Annotated in this window: 24 protein-coding genes; 12 read left to right on the forward strand and 12 right to left on the reverse strand. The window is 71.3% G+C overall.

Annotated elements, in window-relative coordinates:
- The first annotated feature begins 130 nt into the window (after positions 1-130).
- Together GQQ92_RS00345 and GQQ92_RS00350 are read left to right on the forward strand one after the other, a co-directional pair.
- A complete protein-coding gene (locus GQQ92_RS00345) occupies positions 131-793 on the forward strand; it encodes a response regulator transcription factor (RefSeq protein ID WP_156997264.1) in 663 nt (220 codons plus the stop codon).
- A complete protein-coding gene (locus GQQ92_RS00350) occupies positions 793-2,577 on the forward strand; it encodes a sensor histidine kinase (protein ID WP_156997265.1) in 1,785 nt (594 codons plus the stop codon). The genes GQQ92_RS00345 and GQQ92_RS00350 overlap by 1 nt, the downstream gene beginning before the upstream one ends.
- A gap of 76 nt (positions 2,578-2,653) precedes the next feature.
- Here GQQ92_RS00350 and GQQ92_RS00355 read toward each other — a convergent pair whose 3' ends face one another.
- A complete protein-coding gene (locus GQQ92_RS00355) occupies positions 2,654-2,971 on the reverse strand; it encodes an MGMT family protein (protein WP_156997266.1) in 318 nt (105 codons plus the stop codon).
- 62 nt (positions 2,972-3,033) lie between these two features.
- A complete protein-coding gene (locus tag GQQ92_RS00360) occupies positions 3,034-3,486 on the reverse strand; it encodes a GNAT family N-acetyltransferase (RefSeq protein ID WP_156997267.1) in 453 nt (150 codons plus the stop codon).
- Positions 3,487-3,681: 195 nt separating this feature from the next.
- Here GQQ92_RS00360 and GQQ92_RS00365 point away from each other — a divergent pair, with 195 nt between their 5' ends.
- From GQQ92_RS00365 to GQQ92_RS00400, 8 genes are all read left to right on the forward strand, one after another.
- Positions 3,682-4,899 carry an NADP-dependent isocitrate dehydrogenase gene (locus GQQ92_RS00365; RefSeq protein ID WP_156997268.1) on the forward strand — a complete coding sequence of 406 codons (1,218 nt, stop codon included), beginning with the start codon at positions 3,682-3,684 and terminating at the stop codon, positions 4,897-4,899.
- Positions 4,900-5,211: 312 nt separating this feature from the next.
- On the forward strand, positions 5,212-6,378 hold the full coding sequence (locus GQQ92_RS00370; protein WP_301293864.1) for an ROK family transcriptional regulator: 1,167 nt from the start codon (positions 5,212-5,214) through the stop codon (positions 6,376-6,378).
- Between the two features lie 69 nt (positions 6,379-6,447).
- Positions 6,448-7,695 carry a sugar ABC transporter substrate-binding protein gene (locus GQQ92_RS00375; RefSeq protein WP_156997270.1) on the forward strand — a complete coding sequence of 416 codons (1,248 nt, stop codon included), beginning with the start codon at positions 6,448-6,450 and terminating at the stop codon, positions 7,693-7,695.
- A gap of 133 nt (positions 7,696-7,828) precedes the next feature.
- A complete protein-coding gene (locus GQQ92_RS00380; protein ID WP_232057415.1) occupies positions 7,829-8,812 on the forward strand; it encodes a carbohydrate ABC transporter permease in 984 nt (327 codons plus the stop codon).
- Between the two features lie 101 nt (positions 8,813-8,913).
- On the forward strand, positions 8,914-9,738 hold the full coding sequence (locus GQQ92_RS00385; RefSeq protein ID WP_372493418.1) for a carbohydrate ABC transporter permease: 825 nt from the start codon (positions 8,914-8,916) through the stop codon (positions 9,736-9,738).
- Positions 9,735-11,270 (forward strand): glycoside hydrolase family 3 protein, encoded by a 1,536-nt coding sequence (locus GQQ92_RS00390; protein WP_156997271.1) that lies wholly within the window; start codon positions 9,735-9,737, stop codon positions 11,268-11,270. The genes GQQ92_RS00385 and GQQ92_RS00390 overlap by 4 nt, the downstream gene beginning before the upstream one ends.
- Positions 11,267-12,193 (forward strand): ROK family protein, encoded by a 927-nt coding sequence (locus GQQ92_RS00395; protein ID WP_156997272.1) that lies wholly within the window; start codon positions 11,267-11,269, stop codon positions 12,191-12,193. The genes GQQ92_RS00390 and GQQ92_RS00395 overlap by 4 nt, the downstream gene beginning before the upstream one ends.
- A complete protein-coding gene (locus tag GQQ92_RS00400; RefSeq protein ID WP_156997273.1) occupies positions 12,178-12,963 on the forward strand; it encodes a glucosamine-6-phosphate deaminase in 786 nt (261 codons plus the stop codon). The genes GQQ92_RS00395 and GQQ92_RS00400 overlap by 16 nt, the downstream gene beginning before the upstream one ends.
- 186 nt (positions 12,964-13,149) lie before the next feature.
- On the opposite strand, the gene GQQ92_RS00405 is transcribed toward GQQ92_RS00400, so the two are convergent.
- On the reverse strand, positions 13,150-13,740 hold the full coding sequence (locus GQQ92_RS00405; protein WP_156997274.1) for a TetR/AcrR family transcriptional regulator: 591 nt from the start codon (positions 13,738-13,740) through the stop codon (positions 13,150-13,152).
- A gap of 98 nt (positions 13,741-13,838) precedes the next feature.
- Here GQQ92_RS00405 and GQQ92_RS00410 point away from each other — a divergent pair, with 98 nt between their 5' ends.
- A complete protein-coding gene (locus tag GQQ92_RS00410; RefSeq protein WP_156997275.1) occupies positions 13,839-14,933 on the forward strand; it encodes an ABC transporter permease in 1,095 nt (364 codons plus the stop codon).
- 59 nt (positions 14,934-14,992) lie between these two features.
- On the opposite strand, the gene GQQ92_RS00415 is transcribed toward GQQ92_RS00410, so the two are convergent.
- From GQQ92_RS00415 to GQQ92_RS00455, 9 genes are all read right to left on the reverse strand, one after another.
- On the reverse strand, positions 14,993-15,358 hold the full coding sequence (locus GQQ92_RS00415; protein ID WP_232057416.1) for a YrdB family protein: 366 nt from the start codon (positions 15,356-15,358) through the stop codon (positions 14,993-14,995).
- A 155-nt stretch (positions 15,359-15,513) separates the two neighbouring features.
- Positions 15,514-16,386, reverse strand: a complete 873-nt coding sequence (gene purU, locus GQQ92_RS00420; protein WP_156997277.1) for a formyltetrahydrofolate deformylase — start codon at positions 16,384-16,386, stop codon at positions 15,514-15,516.
- Positions 16,387-16,434: 48 nt separating this feature from the next.
- Positions 16,435-18,441, reverse strand: a complete 2,007-nt coding sequence (locus GQQ92_RS00425; RefSeq protein ID WP_156997278.1) for a sigma-70 family RNA polymerase sigma factor — start codon at positions 18,439-18,441, stop codon at positions 16,435-16,437.
- 322 nt (positions 18,442-18,763) lie between these two features.
- Positions 18,764-19,924 carry an N-acetylglucosamine-6-phosphate deacetylase gene (gene nagA, locus GQQ92_RS00430; RefSeq protein ID WP_372493343.1) on the reverse strand — a complete coding sequence of 387 codons (1,161 nt, stop codon included), beginning with the start codon at positions 19,922-19,924 and terminating at the stop codon, positions 18,764-18,766.
- Entirely contained in the window at positions 19,921-20,709 is a 789-nt protein-coding gene (locus GQQ92_RS00435; protein ID WP_156997279.1) for a DeoR/GlpR family DNA-binding transcription regulator, read from the reverse strand. The genes nagA and GQQ92_RS00435 overlap by 4 nt, the downstream gene beginning before the upstream one ends.
- Positions 20,706-21,560, reverse strand: a complete 855-nt coding sequence (locus GQQ92_RS00440; RefSeq protein WP_156997280.1) for a class II fructose-bisphosphate aldolase — start codon at positions 21,558-21,560, stop codon at positions 20,706-20,708. The genes GQQ92_RS00435 and GQQ92_RS00440 overlap by 4 nt, the downstream gene beginning before the upstream one ends.
- Positions 21,557-22,588, reverse strand: a complete 1,032-nt coding sequence (locus GQQ92_RS00445) for a 1-phosphofructokinase family hexose kinase (RefSeq protein WP_156997281.1) — start codon at positions 22,586-22,588, stop codon at positions 21,557-21,559. Before GQQ92_RS00445 ends, GQQ92_RS00440 begins: the two co-directional genes overlap by 4 nt.
- Entirely contained in the window at positions 22,585-23,550 is a 966-nt protein-coding gene (locus tag GQQ92_RS00450) for an ROK family protein (RefSeq protein ID WP_156997282.1), read from the reverse strand. The genes GQQ92_RS00445 and GQQ92_RS00450 overlap by 4 nt, the downstream gene beginning before the upstream one ends.
- A gap of 2 nt (positions 23,551-23,552) precedes the next feature.
- A complete protein-coding gene (locus GQQ92_RS00455; protein ID WP_156998097.1) occupies positions 23,553-24,422 on the reverse strand; it encodes an SIS domain-containing protein in 870 nt (289 codons plus the stop codon).
- Positions 24,423-24,817: 395 nt separating this feature from the next.
- On the opposite strand from GQQ92_RS00455, the gene GQQ92_RS00460 reads away from it, so the two are divergent.
- Entirely contained in the window at positions 24,818-26,062 is a 1,245-nt protein-coding gene (locus GQQ92_RS00460; protein ID WP_156997283.1) for an extracellular solute-binding protein, read from the forward strand.
- Positions 26,063-26,096: the final 34 nt, after the last annotated feature.

Raw genomic sequence — 26,096 nt, forward strand, 5'->3', positions numbered from 1 at the left:
CTCCGTCGCCCGGTCGTCGCGCCCGGCGACGCTGCCCCCAGTTTGGGGGTACAGGCCTCACGCGGCGCGCGATAGGTTTTCCGAAGCGGCTGCCCCGCCGCGTTCACGTGCCTGACGACCGGAGGGTGCCATGGACGACGCCTCCCCACTGCGCGTGGCGATCGCCGACGATGCCCTCCTGCTGCGCGAGGGCATCGCGAAGGTGCTCGAGGGCGGCGGCGTCGACGTGGTAGCGTCCGTCGGCACGGGCGACGAGCTCGTCGAGATCGTGCGGGCCGGCGGCATCGACGCGGCCGTGCTCGACATCCGCATGCCGCCCACCCATCGCGACGAGGGCATCGTCGCGCTCGAGCAGATCCGGGCGAGCGGCTCCGAGATCGGCGTGCTCCTGCTCTCGATGTACGCGACCCCCGAATACGCATTGCGGGTGATGCAGGCCGGCAGCGGCACGGGCTACCTCCTCAAGGAGCGTGTCTCCGAGCCCGAGACGCTCGTGCGCGCCGTCGAGACCGTGGCGGGCGGCGGCTCCGTCGTCGACCCCGAGGTCGTCGAGCAGCTGGTGCGCCGCTCGCGTGCCGACGATCCGATCTCACGGCTCACCGGCCGCGAACGGTCGGTCCTCGAGCTCATGGCCCAGGGCTACTCGAACGGCGGCATCGCGCAGACGCTCTTCCTCGGGCTGAAGACCGTCGAGACGCATGTGCGCAGCATCCTGCAGAAGCTCGACCTCGAGGAGTCGCCCGAGCACCACCGCCGCGTCCTGGCCGTGCTCACCCTCCTCGGCGAGCGGTGATGGCGCCCGGCCGCAAGGGCCGGATCATCAGGCGCACGATCACGATCACGCTGGCCGTCGCGCTGAGCCTCGCGATGGAGATCGGCGGATACCTCGCCACGCCCGAGCCCGATCGGCCCGAGCTGTCGTACTCGACGCTGCATGCGCTCGTGCCGCTCGTGTTCGCCGCGTGCGCCGGCGTCGCCTGGCACATCGGCCCGGCCCGCACGCCGGCCCGGCTCATGATCGCGTTCGTCGTGCTGTGGATCCCGCAGTCGGTGTACCTCATCATCGGCGAGTGGGAGTGGGTGTGGCCGATCGTGCGCGGCGTCGACCTCGCGTGGGCCGTCATCGCCGGCATCCTCGTGCTCGTCTATCCCAAGGGCCGGCTCAGCGACCGGTTCGACCGCACGATCGCCGCGATCGCGGTGGTGTCCTTCCTCGTCAACCTCGTCGTCGTCGTGCTCTTCGCGGGGCCCGAGGCGAACCCCTGCGACTGCGCGCCGAACGCGTACCGAATCGGCGAGGCGCCGGTGCTCTTCGCCGCGGTCGACACGGGCTACCGGGTCATCGGCGGGGCGCTCGCACTCGTCATCGCCGGCCGCCTGCTCGTGCGCTGGATGCGCGCGAGCGTGCCCGCGCGCACCGTCGCGTTCCTCATGCCGGTCGCGCTGCTCGCCTGGGCGACGACGCTCGCCGCCCAGGCCGTGAACTACGCGACCGCCGCCGACGACGGCGTGCTCGCGACCGTCTCGCTCGTGGCGATCGCGTCGATCCCGGTGAGCTTCGACGCGGGCATCGCGCACGCCCGCAACATGCGCGCCCGAGTCGCCGACCTCATGCGCATCACGCGCGAGGGCGCCGACCGGGGGCTCTGGGCCGAGTCGCTTGCACGAACCCTCCGCGACGACTCGGTGCGCGTGTACTGGTGGGACGAGGCGAAGGGCCGGTACGCGGATGCCTCGGGCGCGCCGATGACCGACGTCGCCGCCGACGGGCGCAACGGGCCGGGGCTCCTGCCCGTGTCCTCGCCGCTCGGCACGCCCATCGCGCTCATCCGGCACGACCGAGTGCTGACCGACAACATGCGCCTGCTCGACGGGGTGTCCAGCGCGCTGCGGCTCTCGGTCGACAACGGCCGCCTGCGCTCCGAGATCGAGCGCACCCTCGAGCAGGTGCGGCAGTCGCGTCAGCGCATCGTCGAGGCGGGCGTCGAGGCGCGCAGGCGCATCGAACGCGACCTGCACGACGGCGCGCAGCAGCACCTCGTCTCACTCGGCATGCGGCTGCGGCTCGCCGCGAACGCCGCGCGCGACGCCGGCGAGGCGGACCTCGCCGAGGAACTCGAGCAGACCATCGCGATGCTGAACCAGGCGCTGCGCGAACTGCGCGAGCTCGCGCACGGGATCCACCCGAGCCTGCTCTCCTCCGGAGGGCTCGCGCTCGCGGTGCCCGAGCTCGCCGGACGCTGCCCGGTGCCCGTCGACGTGGAGGTGCAGGCCGAGGGCCGTCTGCCCGAGATCATCGAGTCCACCGCGTACTTCGTGCTCGCCGAGTCGCTCGCGAACGTGGCGAAGCATTCCGCGGCCACCCGCGCCTGGGTCCGCGCCCATGTCGTCGACGGAGAGCTCGTGCTCGAGGTCCGTGACAACGGGGTCGGCGGCGCATCGGTCGACGCCGGCTCGGGCATGCTCGGCATCGTCGACCGGGTGGATGCGGTCGACGGCGACGTGCACGTGACGAGCGCGCCCGGAGCCGGCACGACGATCGTCATCAGGATCCCGGTCGCGGAGGCGGGGGAGTAGGCGGGTCGCCGTCGTCTCGAGCGGGTCTGGCGCTCGGTCTCGAGACGCTGCTTCGTCGCTCCTCGACCGACGACGGCTATGGGCGCCAGCGCGCGACGGAGAGGTCGATGCGGTAGCCGTCGTCGTCGGCGGTCGCCACGAGCGGGGTGCCCTCGCGCTCGTAGTGCGCGAGCGCGGACGCCGCGTGGCCGGACGGCGGGCGGCCGCCGGCGCGGACGACGCGCCACCACGGGGCGTCGGACCCGTACCTGGCCATGACGCCGCCGACGGCCCTGGCGCCGCGGGATCCGAGCAGCGCGGCGACGTCGCCGTAGGTCGCGACCATGCCGGAGGGGATGTCGGAGACCACCGCGAGCACGGCTTCGACGAAGCCCAGGGGCTGCTGCTGCGGCATCCGCTCTGCCTTCGTCTGTTCCGTTCGCGGCTGCCGGGGCAGGACTTCGGGCGCTCGCCCGGTCAGAGCTCGAGCGCGCCGATCACGTCGCCGTAGGCGGTCTCGCCGATGTCGACGAAGCCGATGCGGTGGAAGAACGCCTCGGGGCCCTCTTCGCCCGGCTCCCACAGCACGGTGATGCGGTCGAAGCCGCGGTTCTTGGCCTCTTCGGCGAGGGACTTGGTGAGGAAGCGGCCGACGCCCTTGCCCTGCACGTCGGCGTCGACGTTGATGCGCCAGATGCACGCGCGGAACTCCTCGTGCGCGTTCTCGGGGTCGAAGTTGCCGTGGATGAAACCGACGACGCGCTCGTCGAGCGTCACGATGCGCTGCCACGAGGTGGCCGGGTTGACCACGGTCGCCTCGGCGGAGTAGGTGACGGGAGCGATGAACTGCTCCTGGCCGGGCTTGAGCGAGAGCGTGTTCGCCGCCACGATGTTCGACGCGTTCAGTTCTTCCAGTCGCAGCTCAGCCATGCAGCCAAGGCTAACCTGTGCGATGCCGGAGCCGGTAGCCGTGTCGCCATTCTGTGGAGAACAGGGAGTGGACGGGGCCTGAATGTCTCGATGTCAAGATACTCGGGCGGACGCGGTAAACTCTCGGTTGGCGTTCGCGCGCCCTCTCGAGACTTCCTCGATTCTTCCCGAACGACCGCAAGGAGACCACGAACCGTGTCCAAGATCAAGGTTGAAGGCACCGTCGTCGAACTCGACGGCGACGAGATGACCCGCATCATCTGGCAGGCCATCAAGGACCAGCTCATCCACCCGTACCTCGACGTGAACCTCGAGTACTACGACCTCTCGATCCAGAAGCGCGACGAGACCGACGACCAGATCACGGTCGACGCGGCCCACGCGATCCAGAAGCACGGCGTCGGCGTCAAGTGCGCGACCATCACGCCCGACGAGGCGCGCGTCGAGGAGTTCGGCCTCAAGAAGATGTGGCGTTCGCCCAACGGCACCATCCGCAACATCCTCGGCGGCGTGATCTTCCGCGAGCCGATCATCATCTCGAACATCCCGCGCCTGGTGCCCGGCTGGAACAAGCCGATCATCGTCGGCCGCCACGCGTTCGGCGACCAGTACCGCGCCACCGACTTCAAGTTCGACGGCCCCGGCACGCTCACCATGACCTTCACCCCGCAAGACGGCTCCGAGCCGCAGCAGTTCGAGGTCTTCCAGGCCCCGGGCTCGGGCGTCGCCATGGGCATGTACAACCTCGACGAGTCGATCCGCGACTTCGCGCGCGCCTCGCTCAACTACGGCCTCTCGCGCAACTACCCCGTGTACCTCTCGACGAAGAACACGATCCTCAAGGCCTACGACGGCCGCTTCAAGGACCTCTTCCAGGAGGTCTTCGAGGCCGAGTTCAAGGAGGCGTTCGACGCCGCCGGCCTCACCTACGAGCACCGCCTCATCGACGACATGGTCGCGGCCTCCCTCAAGTGGGAGGGCGGCTACGTCTGGGCGTGCAAGAACTACGACGGCGACGTGCAGTCCGACACCGTCGCGCAGGGCTTCGGCTCGCTCGGCCTCATGACCTCGGTCCTGGCCACGCCCGACGGCAAGGTCGTCGAGGCCGAGGCGGCGCACGGCACCGTCACGCGCCACTACCGCCAGCACCAGCAGGGCAAGCCCACGTCGACGAACCCGATCGCCTCGATCTACGCCTGGACGCGCGGCCTCGCGCACCGCGGCAAGCTCGACGGCAACCAGGAGCTCATCGACTTCTCGCTGACCCTCGAAGACGTCGTCATCAAGACGGTCGAGTCCGGCGCCATGACGAAGGACCTCGCGCTCCTCGTCGGCCCCGAGCAGGCCTACCAGACGACCGAGGAGTTCCTGCAGACCCTCAGCGACAACCTGAAGGCGCGCATCGCCGCCTGATCCAGGTCGCAGGGCGAGGGGCGGATGCTGCGGCATCCGCCCTTCGTCGTCTCCTGCGCTTCTCAGGAGGGGGTGTGCGATCGCCGCGGCGTGTCGCGCCGTGGGCCCCCGTTTCTCCCCGGCCGTGCCCATACCCCCTCCTGAAAAGCGCATCGTCCGACGCAGAATCACGAATCGGTAACGAGCTGGAAAAGCTGCGATGAAGCCTTGCATTTCGTTTGTTCGTAAGCTTTACTAACAAACATGTCAACGGAGGCGCAGCGAGGCCCGGTCCTCGAGAGCCCGACCCCCAGCGGGGTCGGAGTCGATGTGCTGACCACGCCCTTCGTCGACGCGCCGATCTTCACCAGGTCGCGGGCCCTGCGCCCGACCGGCAAGGTCCTTCCCGAGCACGCCCGCAGCCACAACCGGTCGCTCGTGCTGCAGACGCTCTACAGCGCAGGCCCGCAGAGCCGAGCGGATGTCGCCCGCGAGACCGGGCTGACCCGCGTCACCGTCTCCGACCTGGTCGCCGACCTCATCGGCGAGGGCCTCATCGTCGAACTCGGCCAGCGCGAGATCGCCCGTCCGGGCAAGCCCGCCATGTTGATCGACGTCGATCGCGCGGCGTTCCAGATCATCGGCATCGACCTCTCGGAGCACGAGCGGTTCCTCGGCGCGATCGTCGACCTCGACGGCGGCATCGTGAGCCGCGCGGAGGTCGCGCTCGACGGCGCGACCGGCGAAGCTGCGGCCGCGCTCGTCGACGCGCTCGTCGCCGGCCTCGTCGCCTCGGCGACGGCGCCGGTGCTCGGCATCGGCGTCGGGTCGCCCGGCATCGTCGACCCCAACGGGGTCATCCGCTCCGCACCGAACCTCGGCTGGCAGGGCCTCGACCTCCAGAGCCGGCTCCACGACGCCTTCGGCCTTCCCGTGCACATCGGCAACGACGCGAACGTCGCCGTGCTCGCCGAGCACGGCGCCTCGACGAACGACGACCTGCTCCTCGTCAAGGTCGGCCACGGTGTCGGCGCCGGCCTCATCATCGCCGGCCGCCCCGTCATCGGCGGCGGCTTCGCCGCGGGCGAGATCGGGCACGTCATCGTCGGCACCGACGGCGGCCCCCGCTGCGCATGCGGCAAGAGCGGCTGCCTCGAGACCTGGCTCGCCGTGCCCCGCCTCACCGCCGAGCTCGACGCCGTCGACGACGGCGAGCACGCGGCATCCGCCCGAGAGGCGATCCTCACCGAGGCCGGGCGCAGGCTCGGCATCGTGCTGGCACCGGTCGTCGGTGCCCTCAATCTGTCGGAGGTCGCGCTCAGCGGCCCCGCCGAACTGCTTGACGGCCCGCTCGCCCGCGCGGCCGTCGACACACTCCGGACGCGGACGATGGCGGAACACAACCGTGATCTGAGGCTCCGGATGACCGAGCAGGCGCAGGACATCGTCCTTCGCGGCGCGGCCGTCATGGTCCTCTCCGGACAACTCGGGGTCTCCTGACCGAGACCCCACGCACCAAGGGTGCAGCGAACCCCCGCTGTCGCCCACACCCCATGAAAGGAAACGCAAATGAGGAAACTCGGCATTGTGGCCCTCGGCGCCGCTGCTGCCCTGACCCTCGCCGGCTGCAGCACCGGTGGCACCGAGTCGGCGTCGTCCGACGGCGGCGACATCACCGTGTGGGTCGTCGGCTCCGACACCCCTGAGGACGCGCGCGCCTACCTCAAGGACACCTTCGAGTCCGAGAACGAGGGCTGGAAGCTCACGGTCGAGGAGAAGACCTGGGCCGACGTGAGCGACACCTACGCAGCTGCGCTCCAGTCGAACGACTCGCCCGACGTGGTCGAGGTCGGCAACACCCAGACCGCGAGCTTCGCGGACCAGGGCCTGTTCCTGCCGCTCGAGGACTTCAGCACCGACGACTACCTCCCGGGTCTCGTGCAGTCGGCGACGTACGACGGCGACCTCTACGCCGCCCCGTACTACGCCGGTGGACGCATCGTCTTCTACAGCCAGCAGATCCTCGGCGACACGGCTGTCCCGACGACGCTCGACGAGTACGTCGCGACGGGCAAGGCGCGCAAGACCGACACCCTGTCGGGCATCTGGGCTCCGGGCCGTGACTGGTACAACGCCCTTCCCTACGTCTGGTCGCACGGCGGATTCATCGCCGAGCAGGATGGCGACACCTGGAAGGCCGGCTTCTCCAGCGACGGCGGCGTCGAGGGCCTGACGCAGCTGCAGGACGTCTACGTCAACGCCTCGAACGCGGCCAAGGACGGCGACGAGACCGACCCGCAGGTTCCGTTCTGCGCCGGTGAAGACCTCTTCCTCTCGGCTCCCGCGTGGGTCCAGTGGTCGATCACCGCTCCGGCCGACGCCGAGGCGCCCGGTTGCCCCGACACCTTCGGTTCGGACCTCCACGCCTTCGCCCTCCCGGGCCTCGAGGCCGGCGAGACCGCCCCGATCTTCGCCGGTGGCTCGAACATCGCCGTCGCGACGAAGAGCGCCAACCCCGAGCAGGCTCGCGCCGCGCTCGACATCATGGCCAGCGCCGGTTACCAGGACCTCCTGGCCGCCGGTGGCCTGACCCCGGGCCTCACCGCTTCCGCGGCGAACCTGCCCGACACCGAGATCGCCAAGGCCCAGGCCGTGGCGCTCGAGAACTCGCAGGTCACCCCGACGACGCCGAAGTGGGCTGAGGTCGAGGCTGCGCAGATCATCCAGGAGGCGCTCGTCAAGATCGCCCAGGGCGGCGACGTGAAGGCGATCGCCACCGACCTCGACAAGCAGATCGAGGACATCCTCAACAGCTGATACCTGTTGAACCATCGCGGGGGGCGGAGTCCCACACAGCTCCGCCCCCCGTTCCCCTGCCGGTTTCCGCCCCACGACCGGCGTACCATCAGTCCCACCGCGGTCCCGCCGCGACCCACCCGAGGAGCAGCCGATGAGCGCAACCCTCACGGAACACGACGCAGCGCCGCGCACGCCCGGTACCCGCCCGCCTGGACCCGATACCCGCTCGGGTCGTGCCCCCAAGAAGAAGAAGTTCCCGTTCGCGCCGTGGATGCTGCTCGCGCCGAGCATCATCCTGCTCTTCGTCATGGTCGTCTACCCGACGATCGTCATGTTCATCACCTCGTTCACCGATCTCGAGATCAAGAACAAGATGCTCGACACCCCGGCGAACTTCGTCGGGTTCGACAACTACGTCGAAGTCTTCACGATGTCCGACTTCCCGGCCGTGCTCGCACGCAGCCTCGGGCTCATGGTCGTGCTGACCGTCCTCATCGTCGTCGGCGGCATGCTGATCGCCCTGCTGATGCTGCGGCTCTCGAAGGGGTGGCGACTCCTCGTCTCGATCGGACTCCTGCTCGCCTGGGCCATGCCGCCGCTGTCGGCCACCGTCGTCTGGGGCTGGATCTTCGACACCGACTACGGCCTCGTCAACTGGGTGCTGAACACCCTCACCGGAACGCAGGACTTCCGCGGCCACGGATGGCTCGCGAACCCCTGGTCGTTCATGATGGTCCTCGTCATCATCGTCGTCTGGCAGGGCATCCCGTTCGCGGTGTTCACGTTCTACGCCGGCCTCGGCCAGGTTCCCGACGAGGTCCTCGAGGCCTCGCAGCTGGACGGCGCCAACGCCGTCCAGCGATTCCGTCTCATCGTCCTGCCGTACATGCGCAACGTGCTCACGGCGGTGATCGTGCTCGAGACGATCTGGAACCTCCGCATCTTCACGCAGGTCTACGCGCTGCAGCAGCAGGGCGGCCTCGTGTCCGAGACGAACGTGCTCGGCACCTATCTGTTCCGCCAGGGCCTCGGCGAGTTCGGCGTGACCGCCGCCATCGGCGTGTTCATGGTGCTCCTGCTCATGGGCATCTCCTACTACAACGTCCGTTCCAGCCTGAAGGAGGAGGAAGCGTGACCACGCAGATCTCTCCCGCCGTCCAGCTCGCCGAGACCCCGTCGTCGGTGACCCCCCGCACCCAGAAGGCTCGGCGGACGCACCGCTTCGGCGCCCCCAAGATCGTGATCAACACGGTCGCGATCCTGGTCTTCCTCTGCTCGGTGTTCCCGGTCTACTGGATGGTGAACATGTCGTTCACCCCGTCCAACCAGATCATCAGCCGAACCCCGAGCTTCTTCCCGACCGAATTCACGTTCAAGAACTACATCACGGCGTGGAGCCGTGAGGCGGCGCCCGGCCAGACCGACTTCCCGCACGCGCTCGGCTCGAGCATCATCGTCGCCATCGCGGTCGTCGTGGTCTGCGCGCTCTTCGCGTTCCTGGCGTCCATCGCCATCGCGCGGTTCGCGTTCCGCGGCCGGTACGTGTTCATCGTCAGCGTCCTCGTCGTGCAGATGGTGCCCGGCGAGGCGATGATGTTCACGATCTACAACATGATCGACGACTGGCACCTCATGAACACCCTCGTCGGGCTGTTCATCGTGCACCTCGCCTCCGTCGTCCCCTTCACGATCTGGACCCTCCGCGGCTTCGTGGCCGGCGTTCCCGCCGACCTCGAGGAAGCGGCGCAGATCGACGGCTGCACGAAGTCCCAGGCGTTCTGGAAGGTCACCTTCCCGCTCCTGGCACCCGGGCTCGTCTCGACCGGCATCTTCGCCTTCATCCAGAGCTGGAACGAGTTCACGATGGCACTGCTGCTCATGAAGGGCTACAACCTCACGCTGCCGCCGTGGCTCAACTCGTTCCAGTCGGCGACCGAGGCGACCAACTGGGGAGCCGTCATGGCCGGATCGACGCTCATCGCGCTGCCCGTCGTCATCTTCTTCCTCTTCGTGCAGGGCCGCATGACCGGCGGCCTGGTGAGCGGAGCCGTCAAGGGATGAACGAGCAGCACCAACCCGACGCGGTCACCGACCTGCGCCGGGACATCCACACGACCCTGCTTCCGGGATTCGTCGGCACGACGGCCCCCGAGTGGCTGCTCGCGCGGCTTCGCGACGGGCTGGGCGGCGTGTGCGTGTTCGGTCCGAACATCGTCGACGCCGAGCAGTTGCGCGCGCTCAACGCGAGCCTCCGCGCTGCGAACCCGCTCGCGGTCGTCGCGATCGACGAGGAGGGCGGCGACGTCACGCGGCTCTACTACGATCGCGGTGCCCCGTACCCGGGCAACGCGGTGCTCGGCCGGCTCGACGAGACCGAGCTGACCGAGCAGGTGGCCCGCGAGGTCGGCACCGCGCTCGCGGCGACCGGCTGCACGGTGACCTTCGCCCCCGACGTCGACGTGAACTCCAACCCCGACAACCCGGTGATCGGCATCCGCAGCTTCGGCACGGATCCCGAGCTCGTCGCGCGGCACACCTCGGCGTGGATCCGCGGCGTGCAGTCCACGGGCGTCGCCGCGAGCGCGAAGCACTTCCCGGGCCACGGCGACACCGCGACCGATTCGCACCTGGCGCTGCCGGTCGTCGACGAGTCCCTCGACGTGCTCCGCGACCGGGAGCTCGTGCCGTTCCGGGCCGCGATCGCGTCGGGCACCCGCACGATCATGACCAGCCACATCCTTCTTCCGCAGCTCGATGCGGAGAACCCTGCCACCCTGTCTCCTCGCATTCTGCATGGCCTGCTCCGCGAGGAACTGGGGTTCGAGGGCGTCATCGTCAGCGACGCCCTCGACATGAAGGGGGCGAGCGGCGTGCACGGCATCCCTGGGGCTGCCGTGCTCGCCCTCGCCGCCGGTTGCGACCTGCTCTGCATCGGCTCCGAGAACACCGACGCGCAGATGGACGACATCGTCGCCGCGGTCGAGGCCGCGGTCGCCGCCGGGCGCATCCCGGCCGAGCGCATCCGCGACGCCGCCGCCAGGGTGCGGGCGCTCGGCGCCGAGGCGCCGGCGATCCCCGCAACGGTCGCCGATCTCGAGTCCCCGCACCGCGACGAGGAGATCGCCCGGTTCGCGTCCGCCTTCGAGGTGACGGATGCCGCGAGCCGACGGCTCGCGGACGTCGACCGCATCGGCACCGTGGTGCGCATCGACACGGTCGCGAACATCGCCGTCGGCGTCGCGCCGTGGGGGCCGTTCGCCTCTTCCGAGGTCGACGGGGCTCCCGACTGGTTCGCGACCGCAGCTACTGTCGCGGTCTCCGACGAACAGTGGCTCGAGGCCCCGGCCGACCTCGTCGGACCCGTGCTCGTCGTGGGCAAGGACCTGCACCGTCATCCGTTCGCGGTCGACGCGATCGACCGGCTGCGCGCGTCTCGCGACGACGTGGTGACGGTCGACATGGGCTGGCCGTCCAACGACCGCGCCTACGCCGACGTCGCGACGTTCGGCGCCTCTCGCCTGCTCGGTCGCACGCTCCTCTCGTTCGTGGGCGCCGCGCTCGAGACGGCCCCCGCGCCGGTGGACGCGGCATGAGACTCGGCATCGACATCGGCGGCACGAAGACCGCCGCGGTGGCGATCGGCGCCGACGGCGAACTGAGCGACCTCGTCCGGCTCCCGACCGGGTTCGGCGCTCCCGCGGTGCTGTCGACCGCCCGGCAGGTCGTCGAGCGCATGAGCGAGCTCGCCGGCGTCGCGGTCGGATCCTTCGACTCCATCGGCATCGGCATCCCCGGGGCCGTCGACACGACGACCGGTCGCGTCGAGCACGCGGTCAACCTCGGCCTCGAGGGCCTCGACCTCGGGCCGCGGCTCTCCGACGAACTCGGCGTCGCCGTGCGGGTCGAGAACGACGTCAAGGCGGCCGCGCTCGGCGCGCACCACCTCCTGGGCGTTGCCGACGGCGTCACCGCGCACTCGATGGCCTACCTGAACCTCGGCACGGGGCTCGCGGCGGGCATCGTGCTCGACGGCGAGCTGCTGCGCGGCGGGCACGGCGTCGCCGGTGAGATCGGGCACATCCCCATCGACCCGTCGGGCGTGGTCTGCGGCTGCGGGCAGCGCGGCTGCATCGAGACCTTCGCATCCGGATCCGCGATCGGCCGGATGTGGCCGACCTCGAACCCGCTCCCGGCGCGCGAGCTCTTCGACCTCGCGGCCGCCGGCGATCGTCGGGCGGTCGAGGTGCGCGAGCAGTTCCTGCGCGGCGCGGCATCCGCCGTTCGGCTGCTCGCCCTCACGACCGACGTCGACGACATCGTCATCGGCGGCGGACTCGCGGCGCTCGGCGACCCGCTCCTGCTCGGCGTGCGCCGTATCCTGAACGAGTGGGCGCTGGACTCCGCGTTCCTCGCCTCCATCGGCCTCGCGGAACGCGTGCAGGTCATTCCCCTCGGATTCCCGGCAGCGGCCGTCGGTGCTGCGCTGGTAGGAGAACCTTCATGGCAGAACTCGTAGTCGTCTCCGACGAGCAGGCGGCCGGCGCGCTCGTCGCCGACGCGATCGTCTCGCTCATCCGGCGCAAGCCCGACGCCGTCCTCGGCCTCGCCACCGGATCGACGCCGCTCGCGACGTATCGTGCACTCGCCGACCGCATCGGCGGCGGCACGCTCGACGTGCGGGGCGTGCGCGGATTCGCGCTCGACGAGTACGTCGGGCTTCCGGCCGGGCATCCCGAGAGCTACCGGGCGGTCATCACCCGCGAGGTCGTCGAGCCGCTCGGCCTGACGCCCGAACTCGTGCGCGTTCCGAACGGCGATCCGGCCACGGTCGAGCACGCCGGGGCCGACTACGAGCAGGCGATCCTCGCCGCGGGCGGCGTCGACCTGCAGATCCTCGGCATCGGCCGCACCGGGCACATCGGCTTCAACGAGCCGGGTTCCTCGCTCGCGTCGCTGACCCGCGTGAAGACGCTCACCGAGCCCACCCGTGCCGACAACGCCCGGTTCTTCGACTCGCCCGAGGACGTTCCGATGCACTGCATCACGCAGGGCATCGGCACGATCCTCCGGGCCAGGCACCTCGTGCTGCTCGCGTTCGGCGAGGCCAAGGCCGACGCGATCGCGGCGGCCGTCGAGGGCCCCGTGACGGCGAGCCAGCCCGGCTCGGCGGTGCAGCTGCACCCGCACACGACCGTGATCGTCGACGAGGCGGCGGCGTCGAAGCTCGAGAACCTCTCGTACTACCGCCACGCGTGGCTCAACAAGCCCTCCTGGCAGGGCATCTGAGGCCCACGGCCCGAACTCGTCGGCCGAGCCTCCCGCGCATCGCGGGGTGCTCGGCCGCGGTCGTTTCAGGGCGGGTGCCGGGGGTTCGGACGGCGCATGCCGGAAGCTCGGCGGGCGCGTGCCGGGCGTTCGGACAGCGCGCGCCGATCGGTCGGCGTCGCCCGCGATCACCGGGCGATGCAGCGGTCAGCGGGGGAGCAGCTCCGGGAGCATCGCGATGTAGTTCTCGACGTCGAACTCCTCGAACAGCGCTCGCTGAAGCAGGAAGCCCGGACCGAAGCCGAGCACGACGGGCGCGGCGCGCTGCGCCCACTCGGCGGGCGTCCCGGAGATGCGGTCGGGGTTGGCCTCGGCCCACGCGAGGATCCCGCCCTCGAGCACGCTCCTGAGCCGCAGGAACACGCTGTGCACCATCGCGAGCGTCTCGCCGTCGGCGGCGGCCTCGCCCCAGAGCTGCACGATGACCTGCGCGAACGGTTCGCGGCTCATACCGCGGATGATGGTCGCCATGATCTCGCCCGGCGAGGGGACGAACCCGCCCCGGCCGAGCTCCTCGAGCTCGGCAGACCTGCTCGCGAGCACGCGCTCGGCCACGGCGACGAAGATCTCCTTCTTGCCCGCGAAGTGCCCGTAGATCGCACCCGCCGACAGCCCAGACGAGGCGATGATGTCGGACATCGAGGTGTTCTGCATGCCGCGTTCGAGGAAGCACCGGAGCGCCGCGTCGATGATCTCGTCGCGCCGGGCGGCGCGGTGCTCGGCGGTGACCTTGGGCATCGGTGCTCCTCTCGATGGCGCAAACCGAACGGGCGTTCTTGACAAGCATAGGCGCTCGGAGCAGAATAAAGAACGAACATTCGTTTTTAGGAGCCGTCATGTCCAACACCGCGCAGGTGAAACCGCACACGCCCTTCCGAAGGGTCGTCGGCGTCGCCGTCGGGCTCATCGCCCTCGTCGGGGTGCTGGTGCTCGCGTTCTCGTGGCCCTCGGTCACCTCCGAGGCGAAGGACCTGCCGATCGCGATCGCGGGCCCCGAGCAGGCCGTCGACGCCACGTCCGAGGTCGTCGAGGAGAACGCCGACGGCGCCATCGCCCTCGAGACCGTCGACGACCGCGACGAGGCCGTCGAGGCCATCGAGACGCGCGAGGTGTACGGCGCCATCCTGCTCGGCGAGCAGCCCGAGGTGCTCACGGCATCGGGCGCCAGTGCGGCCGTCAGCCAGATGCTCACGGGCATCGCCGCGAAGCTGCAGGAGGGCGGCAATGCGCAGGCCCAGGCCGCTGCGGCCGCGGCCGGCGCACCGGCTCCCGCGACCATCGTCGTGCAGGTCACCGACATCGTGCCGCTCGCCGACACCGATGCGCGCGGCACGGGCATCGCCACCGCGATGTTCCCGCTCGTGCTCGGCGGCATGATCGGCGGCATCATGATCTCGCTCACGATCATCGGCGCGATGCGCCGGGTCGTTGCCGTGATCGTCTACGGCGCGGGTGCGGGGCTCCTGCTCTCCGCTGTGCTCGGCGGCTGGTTCGGAGCGCTCCAGGGCGGGTACTGGGCGGATGCCGCGGCGCTCGGGCTCGCGGTCATGGCCATCGCCGCCCCCATCACCGGGTTGGTCGCGCTCATCGGCCGCGCCGGCATCGCGTTCGGGCCCGTCGTGTTCCTGCTGTTCTCGAACCCGCTCTCGAGCGCTGCGGCCCCGAAGGAGTTCCTGCTCGCCCCGTGGGGCGAGGTCGGCCAGTGGTTCCCGCCGGGAGCGGCCGCCACCCTCCTCCGCGACCTCTCGTACTTCCCCGACGCCGACGCGTCCTTCCCCTGGCTCGTGCTCGGCGCGTGGGCGGTCGGCGGGCTCCTCCTCTCGGTGGTCGGCCACTTCCGCACCGCGGGCGGTGCCGAGTCCGACGCAGAGGCCGATGCCGACGCCAAGGCCGAGGCCGCGGTGCGCACGGGCTCACTGGCCGCCGTCTGACGCCGCAGCGAACCGCGTCGTTCGACGCGGTCGATCGGGGCGTCGGGCCGACGTGCCGGTCAGCCTGCCAGACGGCTGCGGCCGTGGATGAGGCCGCTCACGGCCGCGACCACGGCGAACACGATCGCGACGACCGGCTGACCGAGGGTCCACCACGCGAGGGCGGCACTCGTGAAGACGACGATCTCGACGAGCGCCTGGGCGAACAGGTCGATGTGGAACACCGCCTTCGGCGAGAGGAACAGCGCCCACACGAGGATCGCCAGTGCGGGGGCGCCGATGCCGATGAGGATGCCGGGCCACGGCAACGGGAACGCCAGGAAGCCCCAGATGCCGAGGCTCACGAACGCGAAGAGCTCCAGCAGGAAGCGGAGGATGTCGTTCGGGCCGATCTTGGGCTGGGGCTGGGGGACTGCGGTGCTCACGGGAATCCAGCCTACTTCGCGGAGCGGCAGGCAACCGCCTCGCAGGGTTTCGGCCGGCTCCGGCCGGCCCGCGGCATCCGCTCGCCCTCAGGATCCCGCTCGCCCGCGGCATCCGCTCGCAACGGATGCCCCGCCCTCGAAGCGATGCTCGGAGCTCAGCGGAAGATGATCGTGCGCGCCCCGTCGAGCAGCACGCGACGCTCGGCGAACCACTTGACGGCCTGACTGAGGGTGCGGCTCTCTTCGTCCTGGCCGATGGCGACGAGCTCGGACACCGAGCGCGAGTGATCGACGCGCACCACGTTCTGCTCGATGATCGGGCCCTCGTCGAGATCGCTCGTGACGAAGTGGGCCGTCGCGCCGATGAGCTTCACGCCGCGGGCGTGCGCCTGACGGTACGGGTTCGCTCCCTTGAAACCGGGCAGGAAGGAGTGGTGGATGTTGATGCAGCGGCCGGCGAGCGCCTCGCAGAGCTCGGGCGAGAGGATCTGCATGTACCGCGCGAGGACGACGAGCTCGATGGAATGCGCGTCGACCGCCTCGAGCACGCGGGCCTCGAACGAGGCCTTCGCCTCGGGCGAGGTGACCGCCGCCGACTCGAACGGCACCCCGTAGAAGTCCACGAGATCGCGCAGCGTGCCGTGGTTCGACAGCACCAGGGGGATCTCGACCGGCAACTGGCCGGCATGCTGGCGGAACAGCAGGTCGTTCACGCAGTGCCCGGCGGTCGACGTCAGCACGAGCGTGCGGAGCGGCCGGCCCACCTCGTCGAGCTCCCAGCTCATGTCCCACCGCGCGGTGACGGGCTCGAGCGCGGCCTCGAACTCGTCTCGCTGCGCGGGCGACTCGATCTGCACGCGCATGAAGAACCGACCGGTCTCGGTGCTCGCGAACTGCTGGCTCTCGGAGATGTTGCCGCGCGCCGCGACGATCGCCCCGCTGATCGCGTGCACGATGCCGGGCGAATCGATGCAGCTGAGGGTCAGGACCCAGTGGTTCAGGCGTTCGGGGGCGGCATCCGCGGTCATTCGCCCAGCGTACCGGGCGCGCCGATGCCGCCGGCGCGGGCCAGCGCGTCAGCCCCGGGTGATGCCCGCCGACGGACCGGTGCGATCGCCCGAGACGTACCGCACACTGACGTCGGTGAAGTTCGAGATGAGCGCGAGCAGGCTTCCGGATGCCGCGGCGCGGCCGTTGCCGTCGAGGGTCACGTCGAATCCCAGCACGCGGGCGATGCGCACCTCGACCGTCGCGCCCGGCACGCCACGGAGCTCGCCGCGCCACCCGACGCCGCTCGGAGTGAGCACGAGCTGCGGGCTCGACAGCTGCACCGCGACGACCGTCGGCTCGGAGCGATTGCCCGCGGCGTCGGTCTGCGTCACGGCGATCGAGGTGGTTCCGGCCGGCAGGCCCTGCACGGCGAGGCTCCAGGCACCCGCGTCGTCGGCGGTCGTCGACGCGGTGCGGCCCTCGAAGGCCGCGACGATGCTCGCCAGGGGTTCGGCCGTGCCCGAGAGGATCGGGTCGACGAGTCCGCCCGCGGTGTCGGGCGCGGCCACGGTCGGCGCGAGGGCGACGGTGTCGGTCGGTTCGGGGGTGGGCGTCGGTTCGGGCGTCGGCGTCGGCGTGGGTTCGGGGGTGGGTTCGGGTTCGGGTTCGCGGGTGGGTTCCGGCGTGGGGGTGGGTTCGGGGGTCGCCTCGGGGGTGGTGGTCGGCGCGGGTTCTGGGGCCGGGTCCGGGCTCGGTGCCGGTGCCGGGACGCTCGGGGCGGTGGGCTCGCTCGGCGCCGGACGAGGATCGGTCGGGCGGGCGAGCGGCGCGATCGGCGGTGCCACGTCGATCGGCGGATCGATCGGCTCGGCCGGGACCGGCGACGGGGGCGCGGGAGTCACCGGCACGACGGCGACCGGCGGTTCGACGGAAACGGGGTCGGAGCCTTCTGAGCCCGCTGAGGTGCCCGAGGCTGCGGTGATGGGCTCCGACGCCGCCTCAGGCGCGGCGAGCGACGGGAGCACCACGGCGACCGCCACCGCGGCGGCGGCGAGCGTCAGCACGCCGATGCCGGTGCCGATCGCGACGCTGCCGAGTCCGGCTGCGGAGCCGCCGCCCGCCGCTGCGGCGGCCGCGGAGCCGCCCGCCCCGGCAGAACCGCCGGCCCCGGCGCTGCCCGCGGATGCGCTGCCCGCGGATGCGCTTGCCGATGAAGCGCCGCCCGCGGACGTACCGCCCGCCGCGCCGCCCGCCGAACCGCTCGTGCCGATGCCGGCCGCGCCGAGGGCGACGTTGGTGACGGGTGCGCCCTGCGAGAGCCAGGCCGAGTAGGCGGTGGCGCCGCCGACGCCGGCGACGAGCGGCAGCAGCACGAGGGCGAGCCGGGAGCCGACCTCGCGTGCCTCGGCCGCGACGATCGTGCAGCGCGCGCAGTCGTCGAGGTGGTTCTCGAGGCGGCCGGTCTCGCGGTTGCCGAGCTTGCCGCGCGTGTAGGTGCCGAGACGCTCGATGCTCCAGTCGCACTCGGGCTCGTTCTTCGCGTCGCGCAGGTGCGCCCGGATCCAGGCCTGGCGCAGCCCCTCGCGAGCGCGATAGGCGAGGGCGGCGGTGCTGTTCGCGCTCATGCCGACGAGGGGCGCGATCTGGGCGGGGGTCATGCGCTCGACCTCTGAGTACCAGAGCACCTCCTGCCAGCGGGTCGGCAGCGATCTGAACGCCTGCGCGGTCGTCGAACGGTCGAGGGCGTCGAGGGTCGCGGCCTCGTTGGTGTCGGGGTCTTCGAACGATTCGAGGGTGTCGAGCGTGGTCTCGCGCCGGGACCGCCCCCAGCTCGACGCGGTGTTGCGCACGGTCGTGAACAGGTACGGCCGGAACGCGCCCGTCGGCCCTCCGCCGGCGAGCAGGGCGTCGTAGATGCGCGTGAACGACTCGGAGACGAGGTCGTCGGGGTCGAGGGAGCTGTACGACCGGGCGACGGTGCGGGCGGCCGGGGCGTGGCGCTGCCAGAGCTCGCCGTACGCGGCGCGGTCGCCGTCGCGCACGCGCTCGATGAGCGCGGCGTCGGCCGAGGGCGCTTCGCGGACGCGAGGCATGGCGTCTCCTGGGGGTTCGGGTTCGGGTGCTTCCGACCGAGAGACGGGACCTGGGCGGGATCATGACGCGGTTCGGGGCGGGCTGGATCCCATTCCACCAGATTTCTCAGGTTTCCGCGTCATGAATCGGTTGCGGTTGCGTCTCACAGGTGAGGGCGTCCACGGGAGGCCCTTGCGGACGGCCGGCATGTGGACCCCAATCGCGTGCCGGTCGGCCGCTCGACCGGCGGACCATGGGGGTGGTCATCGGTCGCCTGAGCGGTTTCGGAGGCGAAGGGGAACACGCCTCCGGACCGCTCACCGGCGTGGGCCGGCGATCGCGTCAGGCGAGTCGGACGCCCGCGCCCCAGACCGCCTCGACGCCGAGATCGTCGTCGAGGAGCACGGCGTCGGCCGCGAAGCCGGCCTCGAGACGGCCGAGCTCGTGCCCCCGTCCGATCGCGGCGGCCGGCACCTCGGTGAGCGCGGCCACCGCGGTCTCGAGGTCGATGCCCGCCTCGACGACCGCCTGTCGCAGCGCGACGTCCTGCGTCAGGGTCGAGCCCGCGATGGATCGACCGTGGACGAGACGTGCGACGCCGTCGACCACGTCGACCTCGAGCGAGCCGAGGATGTAGCGGCCGTCGGAGGAGCCCGTGGCGGCCATCGCGTCGGTGACGAGCGCGATGCGACCGGGAGCGCCCGCGAAGGCGAGCCGGACGACGTCGGGGTGCACGTGCACGCCGTCGTTCACGATCTCGAGGGTGACCTCGGGAGAGCGCATCGCCGCGACGACGGGGCCGGGCACGCGGTGGTGGATGCCGCGCATGCCGTTGAACGCGTGGGTGAGCAGGGTCGCGCCGGCCTCGAACGCGGCGAGCGCCGTCTCGAAGTCGGCGCCCGTGTGGCCGACGGCGACGCGGACGCCGGCGTCGACGAAGCGACCGATCGCGTCGAGGGCGCCGTCGTGCTCGGGAGCCATGGTGATCTGCACGAGCGTGCCGTTCGCGGCGTCGATGAGGCGATCGACGGAGGCCGCGTCGGCCGTGCGCAGCAGCGCCGGGTCGTGCGCCCCGCGGAACTCGGTGTCGAGGAACGGCCCCTCGAGGTGCGACCCGAGCACGCGGGGGTCGCGCTCGGCGAAGGCCGCGATGACCCGCAGTTGGGCGGCGAGGTCGTCGACCCCTGCGGTCACGAGCGAGAGCACCGACCTGGTCGTGCCGTGCGCGTTGTGCACGGCGAGGATGCGCTCAACGGCCTCGGCGCCCTCGTCGGCGGCCGCACCGCCCGCACCGTGGCAGTGGAGGTCGATGAACCCGGGAGCGAGACGGCGCCCCGCGGCATCCGTCGTCGTGGCATCGGAGGGGAGCCCGTCGCGCCAGTCGTCGCCGGTGCCCACGGACGCGACCCGGTCGCCGTCGAAGCGGACCCAGGCGTCGTCGAGGATGCCGGTCGGGCGGATCAGACGGGCGGAATGGATGACGTGCGTCGTGCCGATGCTCACGAGGCAACGATAACGTCGAAGCCGTACTCGGCGAGACGCTGACGCTGCTCGGCGGTCGCGCCGTCGTCGGTGATCACCGATGCGAAGAGCCGACGCGAACCGACCGCCGCGAAGGCGCGCTTGTCGATCTTCGACGAATCGGCCACGAGCACCGCGTGCGCGGCACGCGAGGCCATGAGCGAGTTGACGGCGGCCTCGCGCTCGTCGTGCGAGGTCGGCCCGACCACGGCGTCGATGCCGTTGACGCCGATGAACGCGAGATCGAGGGTCGTGCTGCCGAGCACGGTCTCGGCGTAGGAGCCGACGAGCTCGTAGGAGCGGGCGTGCACGACGCCGCCGGTCACGACCGTCTTGATCTGCGGGCGCACGGCGAGCTGCATGGCGATGTTCAACGCGTTCGTGACGACCGTGAGGCCGGGGTCGGCGGCGGGCTCCATGATGTCGGCGCGCGACATGAGCGCATCGGCGATGGCGGTCGCCGTGGTGCCGCCGCAGAGCCCGATGACGGCGCCGCGCGGCACCATGGCGCTCGCCGCACGGGCGATCGCGGCCTTCGCGTTCGGGTTCTGCTGGTTCTTGTATCGGATCGGCAGGTCGTAGGCGACCGAGTGCGCGACCGCTCCGCCCCGCGTGCGGGTGAGCAGCTGCTGCTGGGCGAGCGCGTCGAGGTCGCGCCTCGCGGTCGCGGCGGAGACCCCGAGCCGTTCGACGATCTGCTCGACCTCGACCTGGTTGTCTTCGGCGAGGAGGTCGAGCACGGCGCTGAGGCGCTCGGCACGGTTCATGCGGGGCGGTCCTTTCCTGCGGATGCGAACAGGTCGAGCAGCCTCGCGGCCTCGGCGGCGAGGGCGTCCCGACCGGCGGCCAGGATCTTCCGCGAGTCTACGGTCGCGGGGTGCGCGTCGAGGTACCTGCGGACGGCGCCGGTGAACTGCACGTTCAGGTGCGTCGACACGTTGACCTTCACGAGGCCGGCGCGGATGCCCTCGACGAGGAGGTCGTCGCCCACGCCCGACGAGCCGTGCAGCACGAGCGGCACCGGCACGGCGGCGCGGAGCCGGCCGATGAGGTCGAGGTCGATCGCCGCGACCCGTTCGACCATCGCGTGCGACGAGCCGACGGCGACGGCGAGCGCCCCGACGCCGGTCTCGGCGACGAAGCGGGCGGCCTCGTCGGGATCAGTGCGCACGCCCGGCGCGTGGGCGCCGTCCTTGCCCCCGATCTCGCCGAGCTCGGCCTCGACGAGGACGCCGGCGGATGCCGCGTGGGCGACGACGCGTCGGGTGGTGGCGACGTTCTCGGCGAAGTCGAGCTTCGCCCCGTCGTACATCACGGAACCGAAGCCGAGGTCGACGGCGCGGAGGGCGAGCTCGGGGTCCTCGGCGTGGTCGAGGTGCACGGCCACGGGCGCGCTCGAGGCCTCGGCGATCGCGAGCGTCGCACGGGCGATGGGATCGAGCGCGCCATGGTAGGCGACGCAGTTCTCCGAGATCTGGAGGATCACCGGGAGGCCGGTGCGTTCGGCGGCGGCGACGAGCGCCTCGGCGGTCTCGAGGTGCAGCACGTTGAACGCGCCGATGCCGCGTCGGGCGGCGGCCGTCTCGTCGAGCAGTCTCGCGGTGGGGGTGAGCGTCATGCGGGGTCCTCGGTGTCGTCGGTGGCGGGTGTGTCGTCGGCGGGTGCCGCGCGGTGCGCGGGCGGGGGCGGCGCGACCTCGATCTCGGCGGCGAGTTCGCGGTGGTTCGCGCCGAGCGATCCCGCGAGCGGCGCGAGCACCGCGGATGCGGACCACGCGGTCGCGAGCCTCGCGAGGTCGCGGCGGGCGGCGGATGCCTCGGCCGTGTCGGCGTCGAACTCGAGCGGGTCGAGCAGCGAGGCGGCCATGGCCGCGACGGCCGCGTCGCCCGCGCCGGTGGCGTTGCCGCGGAGCACGCGCGGCAGTCGGGCGCGCACGGGGATGCCGTCCTCGGCCCGGCTCACGAGCATGAGGCCCTCGGTGCCGAGGGAGACGACGACGAGTCGGGCTCCGAGGTCGAGCAGGGCGCGCGCGCCGTCGACGGGGTCGGCGAGCCCGGTCGCCGCGACGAGTTCCTCGCGGTTCGGCTTCATGGCGTACGCGCCGGCGCGGGCCGCGTCGAGCATGCCGGGGCCGCTCGTGTCGACGATGACGCGCACACCGCCGGCGGCGAGCTCCCGCACGAGACGGGTCACGCGCTCGCCGGTGAAGCCGGGTGGCAGGCTCCCCGAGATCGCCGCGACCCTCGCCTTCGAGGAGCCGTCGAGCGCGAGGCTCAGGGCCTCGGCGACGAGCGACTCGGCCTCGTCGGCGCCGAGCGGGGCGCCGTGCTCGTTCAGGATCGACGCCTCCGCGGCCTCCGTGTCGACGATGGCGATGCTGCGCCTCGTGCTGCCGGCGACGGGAACGAGCCGGTGCGGCACGCCGCTCTCGGCGAGGTCGGCCGCGAGCTCGTCGCCGGCCGTGCCGCCCGCCGTGGTGAGCGCCAGGACGTCGTGCCCCTGCGCGTGCAGGACGCGCGCGACGTTGAGGCCCTTGCCGCCCGCCCGCGCGACGCCCGCGCCGACCCGGTGGGTCTCGCCGGGGTGCAGCCCGGCGACCTGCCAGGTGAGGTCGAGCGCGGGGTTCGGCGTCACGGTCAGGATCACGGCGCGTCCTCCTGCCCGCGGCGGCCGGCGAGATCGCGAGCGGCGAGCGCCGTGCCGAGCAGGCCCGCGTCGTCGCCGAGGCGCGCCTGCACGAGTCGCGGGCGGCGGTGGAAGCTCAGCCGCGCGTCGAGGCGTTCGCGGAGCGGTGCGAACAGGGCGTCGCCCGCCTGCGAGAGCCCGCCGCCGATGACGATCGCCTCGGGGGCGAGGATCGCCGCGAGCCGCGCGAGCGCGTCGGCGAGCGCATCGAGCGCGTCGTTCCAGACGGATGCCGCGACGGGGTCGCCGCCGGCCGCCGCGGCGAGCACCTCGCGCGCGCCGCGGACCTCGATGCCGGATGCCGCGGTGTATCGCCGCGCGATCGCGCCGGCCGAGGCGATGGTCTCGAGGCATCCGACCGCGCCGCAGGTGCACGGGTCGCCGTGCGGGTCGGCGAGCGCGTGCCCGATCTCGCCCGCGTACCCGCCCGACGAGTACGGGTGCCCGTCGAGGATGATGGCCCCGGCGATGCCCGTGCCGATCGCGAGCACGATGACGTCGCCGAACTCGCGGGCCGCGCCGAGCCGGTGCTCGGCGTCGCCCGCGGCGCGGACGTCGTGCCCGAACGCCACCGGCAGGCCGAGGGCGGTTTCGGCGAGGGCGCGGATCGGGGCGTCGCGCCACCCGAAGTTCGACGCGAAGACGCCCGTGCCCGTCTCTTCGTCGACGAGGCCGGGAACGCTGAGGCCGACCGCGGACGGCTCGACGCCCGGATGCTCCGCGAGCAGCGCCGCGGCCAGGACCGGGAGGGAGCCGACGACGGAACCGGCCGGGTCGGCCGCGTCGATGGGCGTGGGCGTGCGCCGCAGCCCGAGCAGCCGGCCGTCGCCGTCGATGAGCGCCGACTTCGTGTCGGTGCCGCCGACGTCGAAGGCGAGCACGGCGGCGCCCGGCCCGAGCACGGAGACTGCTGGGGCGTCCATGGTCAGTCGTCGAGGATGACGGAGCGCGTCAGGTTGCGGGGGGCGTCGGGGTCGAGGCCGCGGGCCGTCGCGCGCGCGAGGGCGACGCGCTGTGCTCGGACGAGCTCGGCCATGGGGTCGAGGGTACCCGCCTCGAATCGGGCGCCGGTCGCGCGCACGTCGCCCTCGAGGCCAACGGGCGCCTCGCCGAACTGCCAGGTGACGCGGCCGGGCGCGGCGATCGCGATCGGGCCGTGGCGGTACTCCATCGAGGGGTACGACTCGGTCCAGGACTGCGAGGCCTCGCGCATCTTCAGCGCGGCCTCGTGCGCGAGTCCGACCGACCAGCCCTGGCCGAGGAAGGAGTACTGCTCGGCGTCGACCAGTTCGGGGTCGAGGTGCTCGGCGACGGCGGTCGCGGCATCCGCCACGGCCTGTTCGAGGGATTCGCCGAGCGAGGCGCGGAACAGCGCGAGCGCGGTCGTCGCGAAACGGGTCTGCACGACCGACTGCTCGTCGGCGAAGGGCAGGGTGATCGCGTCGTCGACGAGTCCGACGAGGGGGGACTCGGCGTCGCCGATCACGCCCACGGTGCGCACACGGCCCTTGAGCCGCTCGACGACCTGGAGGACCTCGGTGGTCGTGCCGGAGCGGGTGAGGGCCACGACGGCGTCGTAGCCGCGGTCGACGAACGCCTCGGACGCGGTGAACGCGTCGGTCTCGCCGTGGCCGCCGGCCTCGCGGAGCCAGGCGTAGGACTGCGCCATGAACCACGAGGTCCCGCACCCGATGACGGCGATGCGCTGCCCGCGCGCGGGGAGGGCGGCCTGCTCGTCGACGAGTGCCGCAGCCCTGGCCCAGGTCTGCGGCTGGGACTCGAGCTCGGCCGCCATGTGCGCTGCGGTTCGATGGGGCGTGGATGTCACGTGTCTGCTCCTGACGGGTGGCCGGCTCGCCACGATGACGAGCATGATCGATCCATGATTGCAGATGACGGTATCTGCTGTCTAACAATCACCTCAATGCGTCGGTTGGAAACCTTTGTCGCTCTCGGGCCGGTTTGTGAAGGTTCTGAACAAATTCGATAACGATAAATTACGGGGACTTGACGCGCAATGCAGGACCGTCGTAGGTTTTCCGCACCGAGTGAACGATATTGCTCGTTTATTCCGAGAAACGTTCAGGAAACAGCATTCCGTGCTCGGTACGAAGTGCTCTACCCGAATGTACGCGCCGTCGCGTAGCAGTTCCTGCGCGGTGCACCACCCACCAGAGTGAGGAATCATCCATGAAGAAGTCACTGCGCTTCGGATCCGCGATCGCGATCGCGGCCGTTGCTTCGTTGACACTCGCGTCCTGCGGATTCGGAGGCGGCGACGGCGACGACAGCGCCTCCGGCGAGACGACGCTCGACCTGCTCGTGCCCAGCTACTCCGACGCGACCCAGGGCCTCTGGGAAGACGTCATCGACGGCTTCGAGGACGCGAACCCCGACATCACGGTCAACCTCGAGGTCCAGTCGTGGGACAACCTCGAGTCCGTCATCGCCACCAAGATCCAGGGCGGCGAAGCGCCCGACATCTACAACGGCGGCCCCTTCGCCGGATTCGTCGCCGACGAGCTGCTCTACCCGGTCGAAGACGTCGTCTCGCCCGACACGTTCTCCGACTTCCAGGACTCGTTCCTCGCCAACGCCGAGGTCGACGGCACCGCCTACGCGCTGCCCCTCATCGCCTCGGCCCGTGCGCTGTTCGTGAACAACGCCCTCCTCCAGCAGGCCGGCGTCGAAGCGCCCACCAACTGGGACGAGCTGCTCGACGCAGCCACCAAGGTCTCCGCCCTCGGCGGCGGCGTCGCCGGCTACGGCATGCCGCTCGGCTCCGAAGAGGCGCAGGCCGAGGCGGCCGTCTGGCTGTGGGGCGGCGGCGGAACCTTCGGCGACGCCGAGACCATCACCGTCGACGACCCCTCGAACCTCCCGGGTGCCGAGCAGGTCAAGAAGATGATCGACGCCGGTGCGACCCAGGCCGACCCCGGCTCGACGCAGCGCTCGCCGCTCATGGACATCTTCATCCAGGGCAAGATCGGCATGCAGGTCGGCCTGCCGCCGACCGTCGGCCAGATCGCCGAGGGCAACCCCGACCTCGACTACTCGATCGTCCCGATCCCGACGAAGGACGGCTCGCCGTTCACCCTCGGCGTCATGGACCAGCTCATGGCCTTCCAGAACGACGGCGACAAGCAGGAAGCCATCACGAAGTTCTTCGACTACTACTACTCGGCCGACGTGTACGTGCCGTGGGTGCAGTCCGAGGGCTTCCTCCCCGTCACCAAGTCCGGCGCCGAGGCGCTCTCGGGTGAAGAGGCGCTCGCGCCGTTCCTCGAGGTGCTCCCCGGGGCGCAGTTCTACCCGAGCACGAACCCGCAGTGGTCGGCGACGGATGCCGCGTTCAAGGCGCTCTTCGGCCAGATCCAGACGAAGCCGGCACAGGACGTCCTGACCGAGATCCAGGCTCAGTCCGACGCCGGCTGACCCGGACTCGACCCAGGCAACGAAAGCACGACCC

This window comes from Agromyces terreus (assembly GCF_009749465.1).
GTDB lineage: Bacteria > Actinomycetota > Actinomycetes > Actinomycetales > Microbacteriaceae > Agromyces > Agromyces terreus.

Bases quoted from the DNA above. Each gene is read 5' to 3' on its own strand.
- GQQ92_RS00460 (WP_156997283.1), top strand. From the start codon at position 24,818: ATGAAGAAGTCACTGCGCTTCGGATCCGCGATCGCGATCGCGGCCGTT.
- GQQ92_RS00390 (WP_156997271.1), top strand. From the start codon at position 9,735: ATGAACGAGCAGCACCAACCCGACGCGGTCACCGACCTGCGCCGGGAC.
- GQQ92_RS00425 (WP_156997278.1), bottom strand. From the start codon at position 18,441: ATGCCTCGCGTCCGCGAAGCGCCCTCGGCCGACGCCGCGCTCATCGAG.
- purU (WP_156997277.1), bottom strand. From the start codon at position 16,386: ATGACCGCGGATGCCGCCCCCGAACGCCTGAACCACTGGGTCCTGACC.
- GQQ92_RS00450 (WP_156997282.1), bottom strand. From the start codon at position 23,550: ATGGACGCCCCAGCAGTCTCCGTGCTCGGGCCGGGCGCCGCCGTGCTC.
- GQQ92_RS00375 (WP_156997270.1), top strand. From the start codon at position 6,448: ATGAGGAAACTCGGCATTGTGGCCCTCGGCGCCGCTGCTGCCCTGACC.
- GQQ92_RS00410 (WP_156997275.1), top strand. From the start codon at position 13,839: ATGTCCAACACCGCGCAGGTGAAACCGCACACGCCCTTCCGAAGGGTC.
- GQQ92_RS00355 (WP_156997266.1), bottom strand. From the start codon at position 2,971: ATGCCGCAGCAGCAGCCCCTGGGCTTCGTCGAAGCCGTGCTCGCGGTG.
- GQQ92_RS00395 (WP_156997272.1), top strand. From the start codon at position 11,267: ATGAGACTCGGCATCGACATCGGCGGCACGAAGACCGCCGCGGTGGCG.
- GQQ92_RS00455 (WP_156998097.1), bottom strand. From the start codon at position 24,422: ATGGCGGCCGAGCTCGAGTCCCAGCCGCAGACCTGGGCCAGGGCTGCG.
- GQQ92_RS00435 (WP_156997279.1), bottom strand. From the start codon at position 20,709: ATGAACCGTGCCGAGCGCCTCAGCGCCGTGCTCGACCTCCTCGCCGAA.
- GQQ92_RS00380 (WP_232057415.1), top strand. From the start codon at position 7,829: ATGAGCGCAACCCTCACGGAACACGACGCAGCGCCGCGCACGCCCGGT.
- GQQ92_RS00400 (WP_156997273.1), top strand. From the start codon at position 12,178: ATGGCAGAACTCGTAGTCGTCTCCGACGAGCAGGCGGCCGGCGCGCTC.
- GQQ92_RS00440 (WP_156997280.1), bottom strand. From the start codon at position 21,560: ATGACGCTCACCCCCACCGCGAGACTGCTCGACGAGACGGCCGCCGCC.
- GQQ92_RS00360 (WP_156997267.1), bottom strand. From the start codon at position 3,486: ATGGCTGAGCTGCGACTGGAAGAACTGAACGCGTCGAACATCGTGGCG.
- GQQ92_RS00405 (WP_156997274.1), bottom strand. From the start codon at position 13,740: ATGCCCAAGGTCACCGCCGAGCACCGCGCCGCCCGGCGCGACGAGATC.
- GQQ92_RS00345 (WP_156997264.1), top strand. From the start codon at position 131: ATGGACGACGCCTCCCCACTGCGCGTGGCGATCGCCGACGATGCCCTC.
- GQQ92_RS00350 (WP_156997265.1), top strand. From the start codon at position 793: ATGGCGCCCGGCCGCAAGGGCCGGATCATCAGGCGCACGATCACGATC.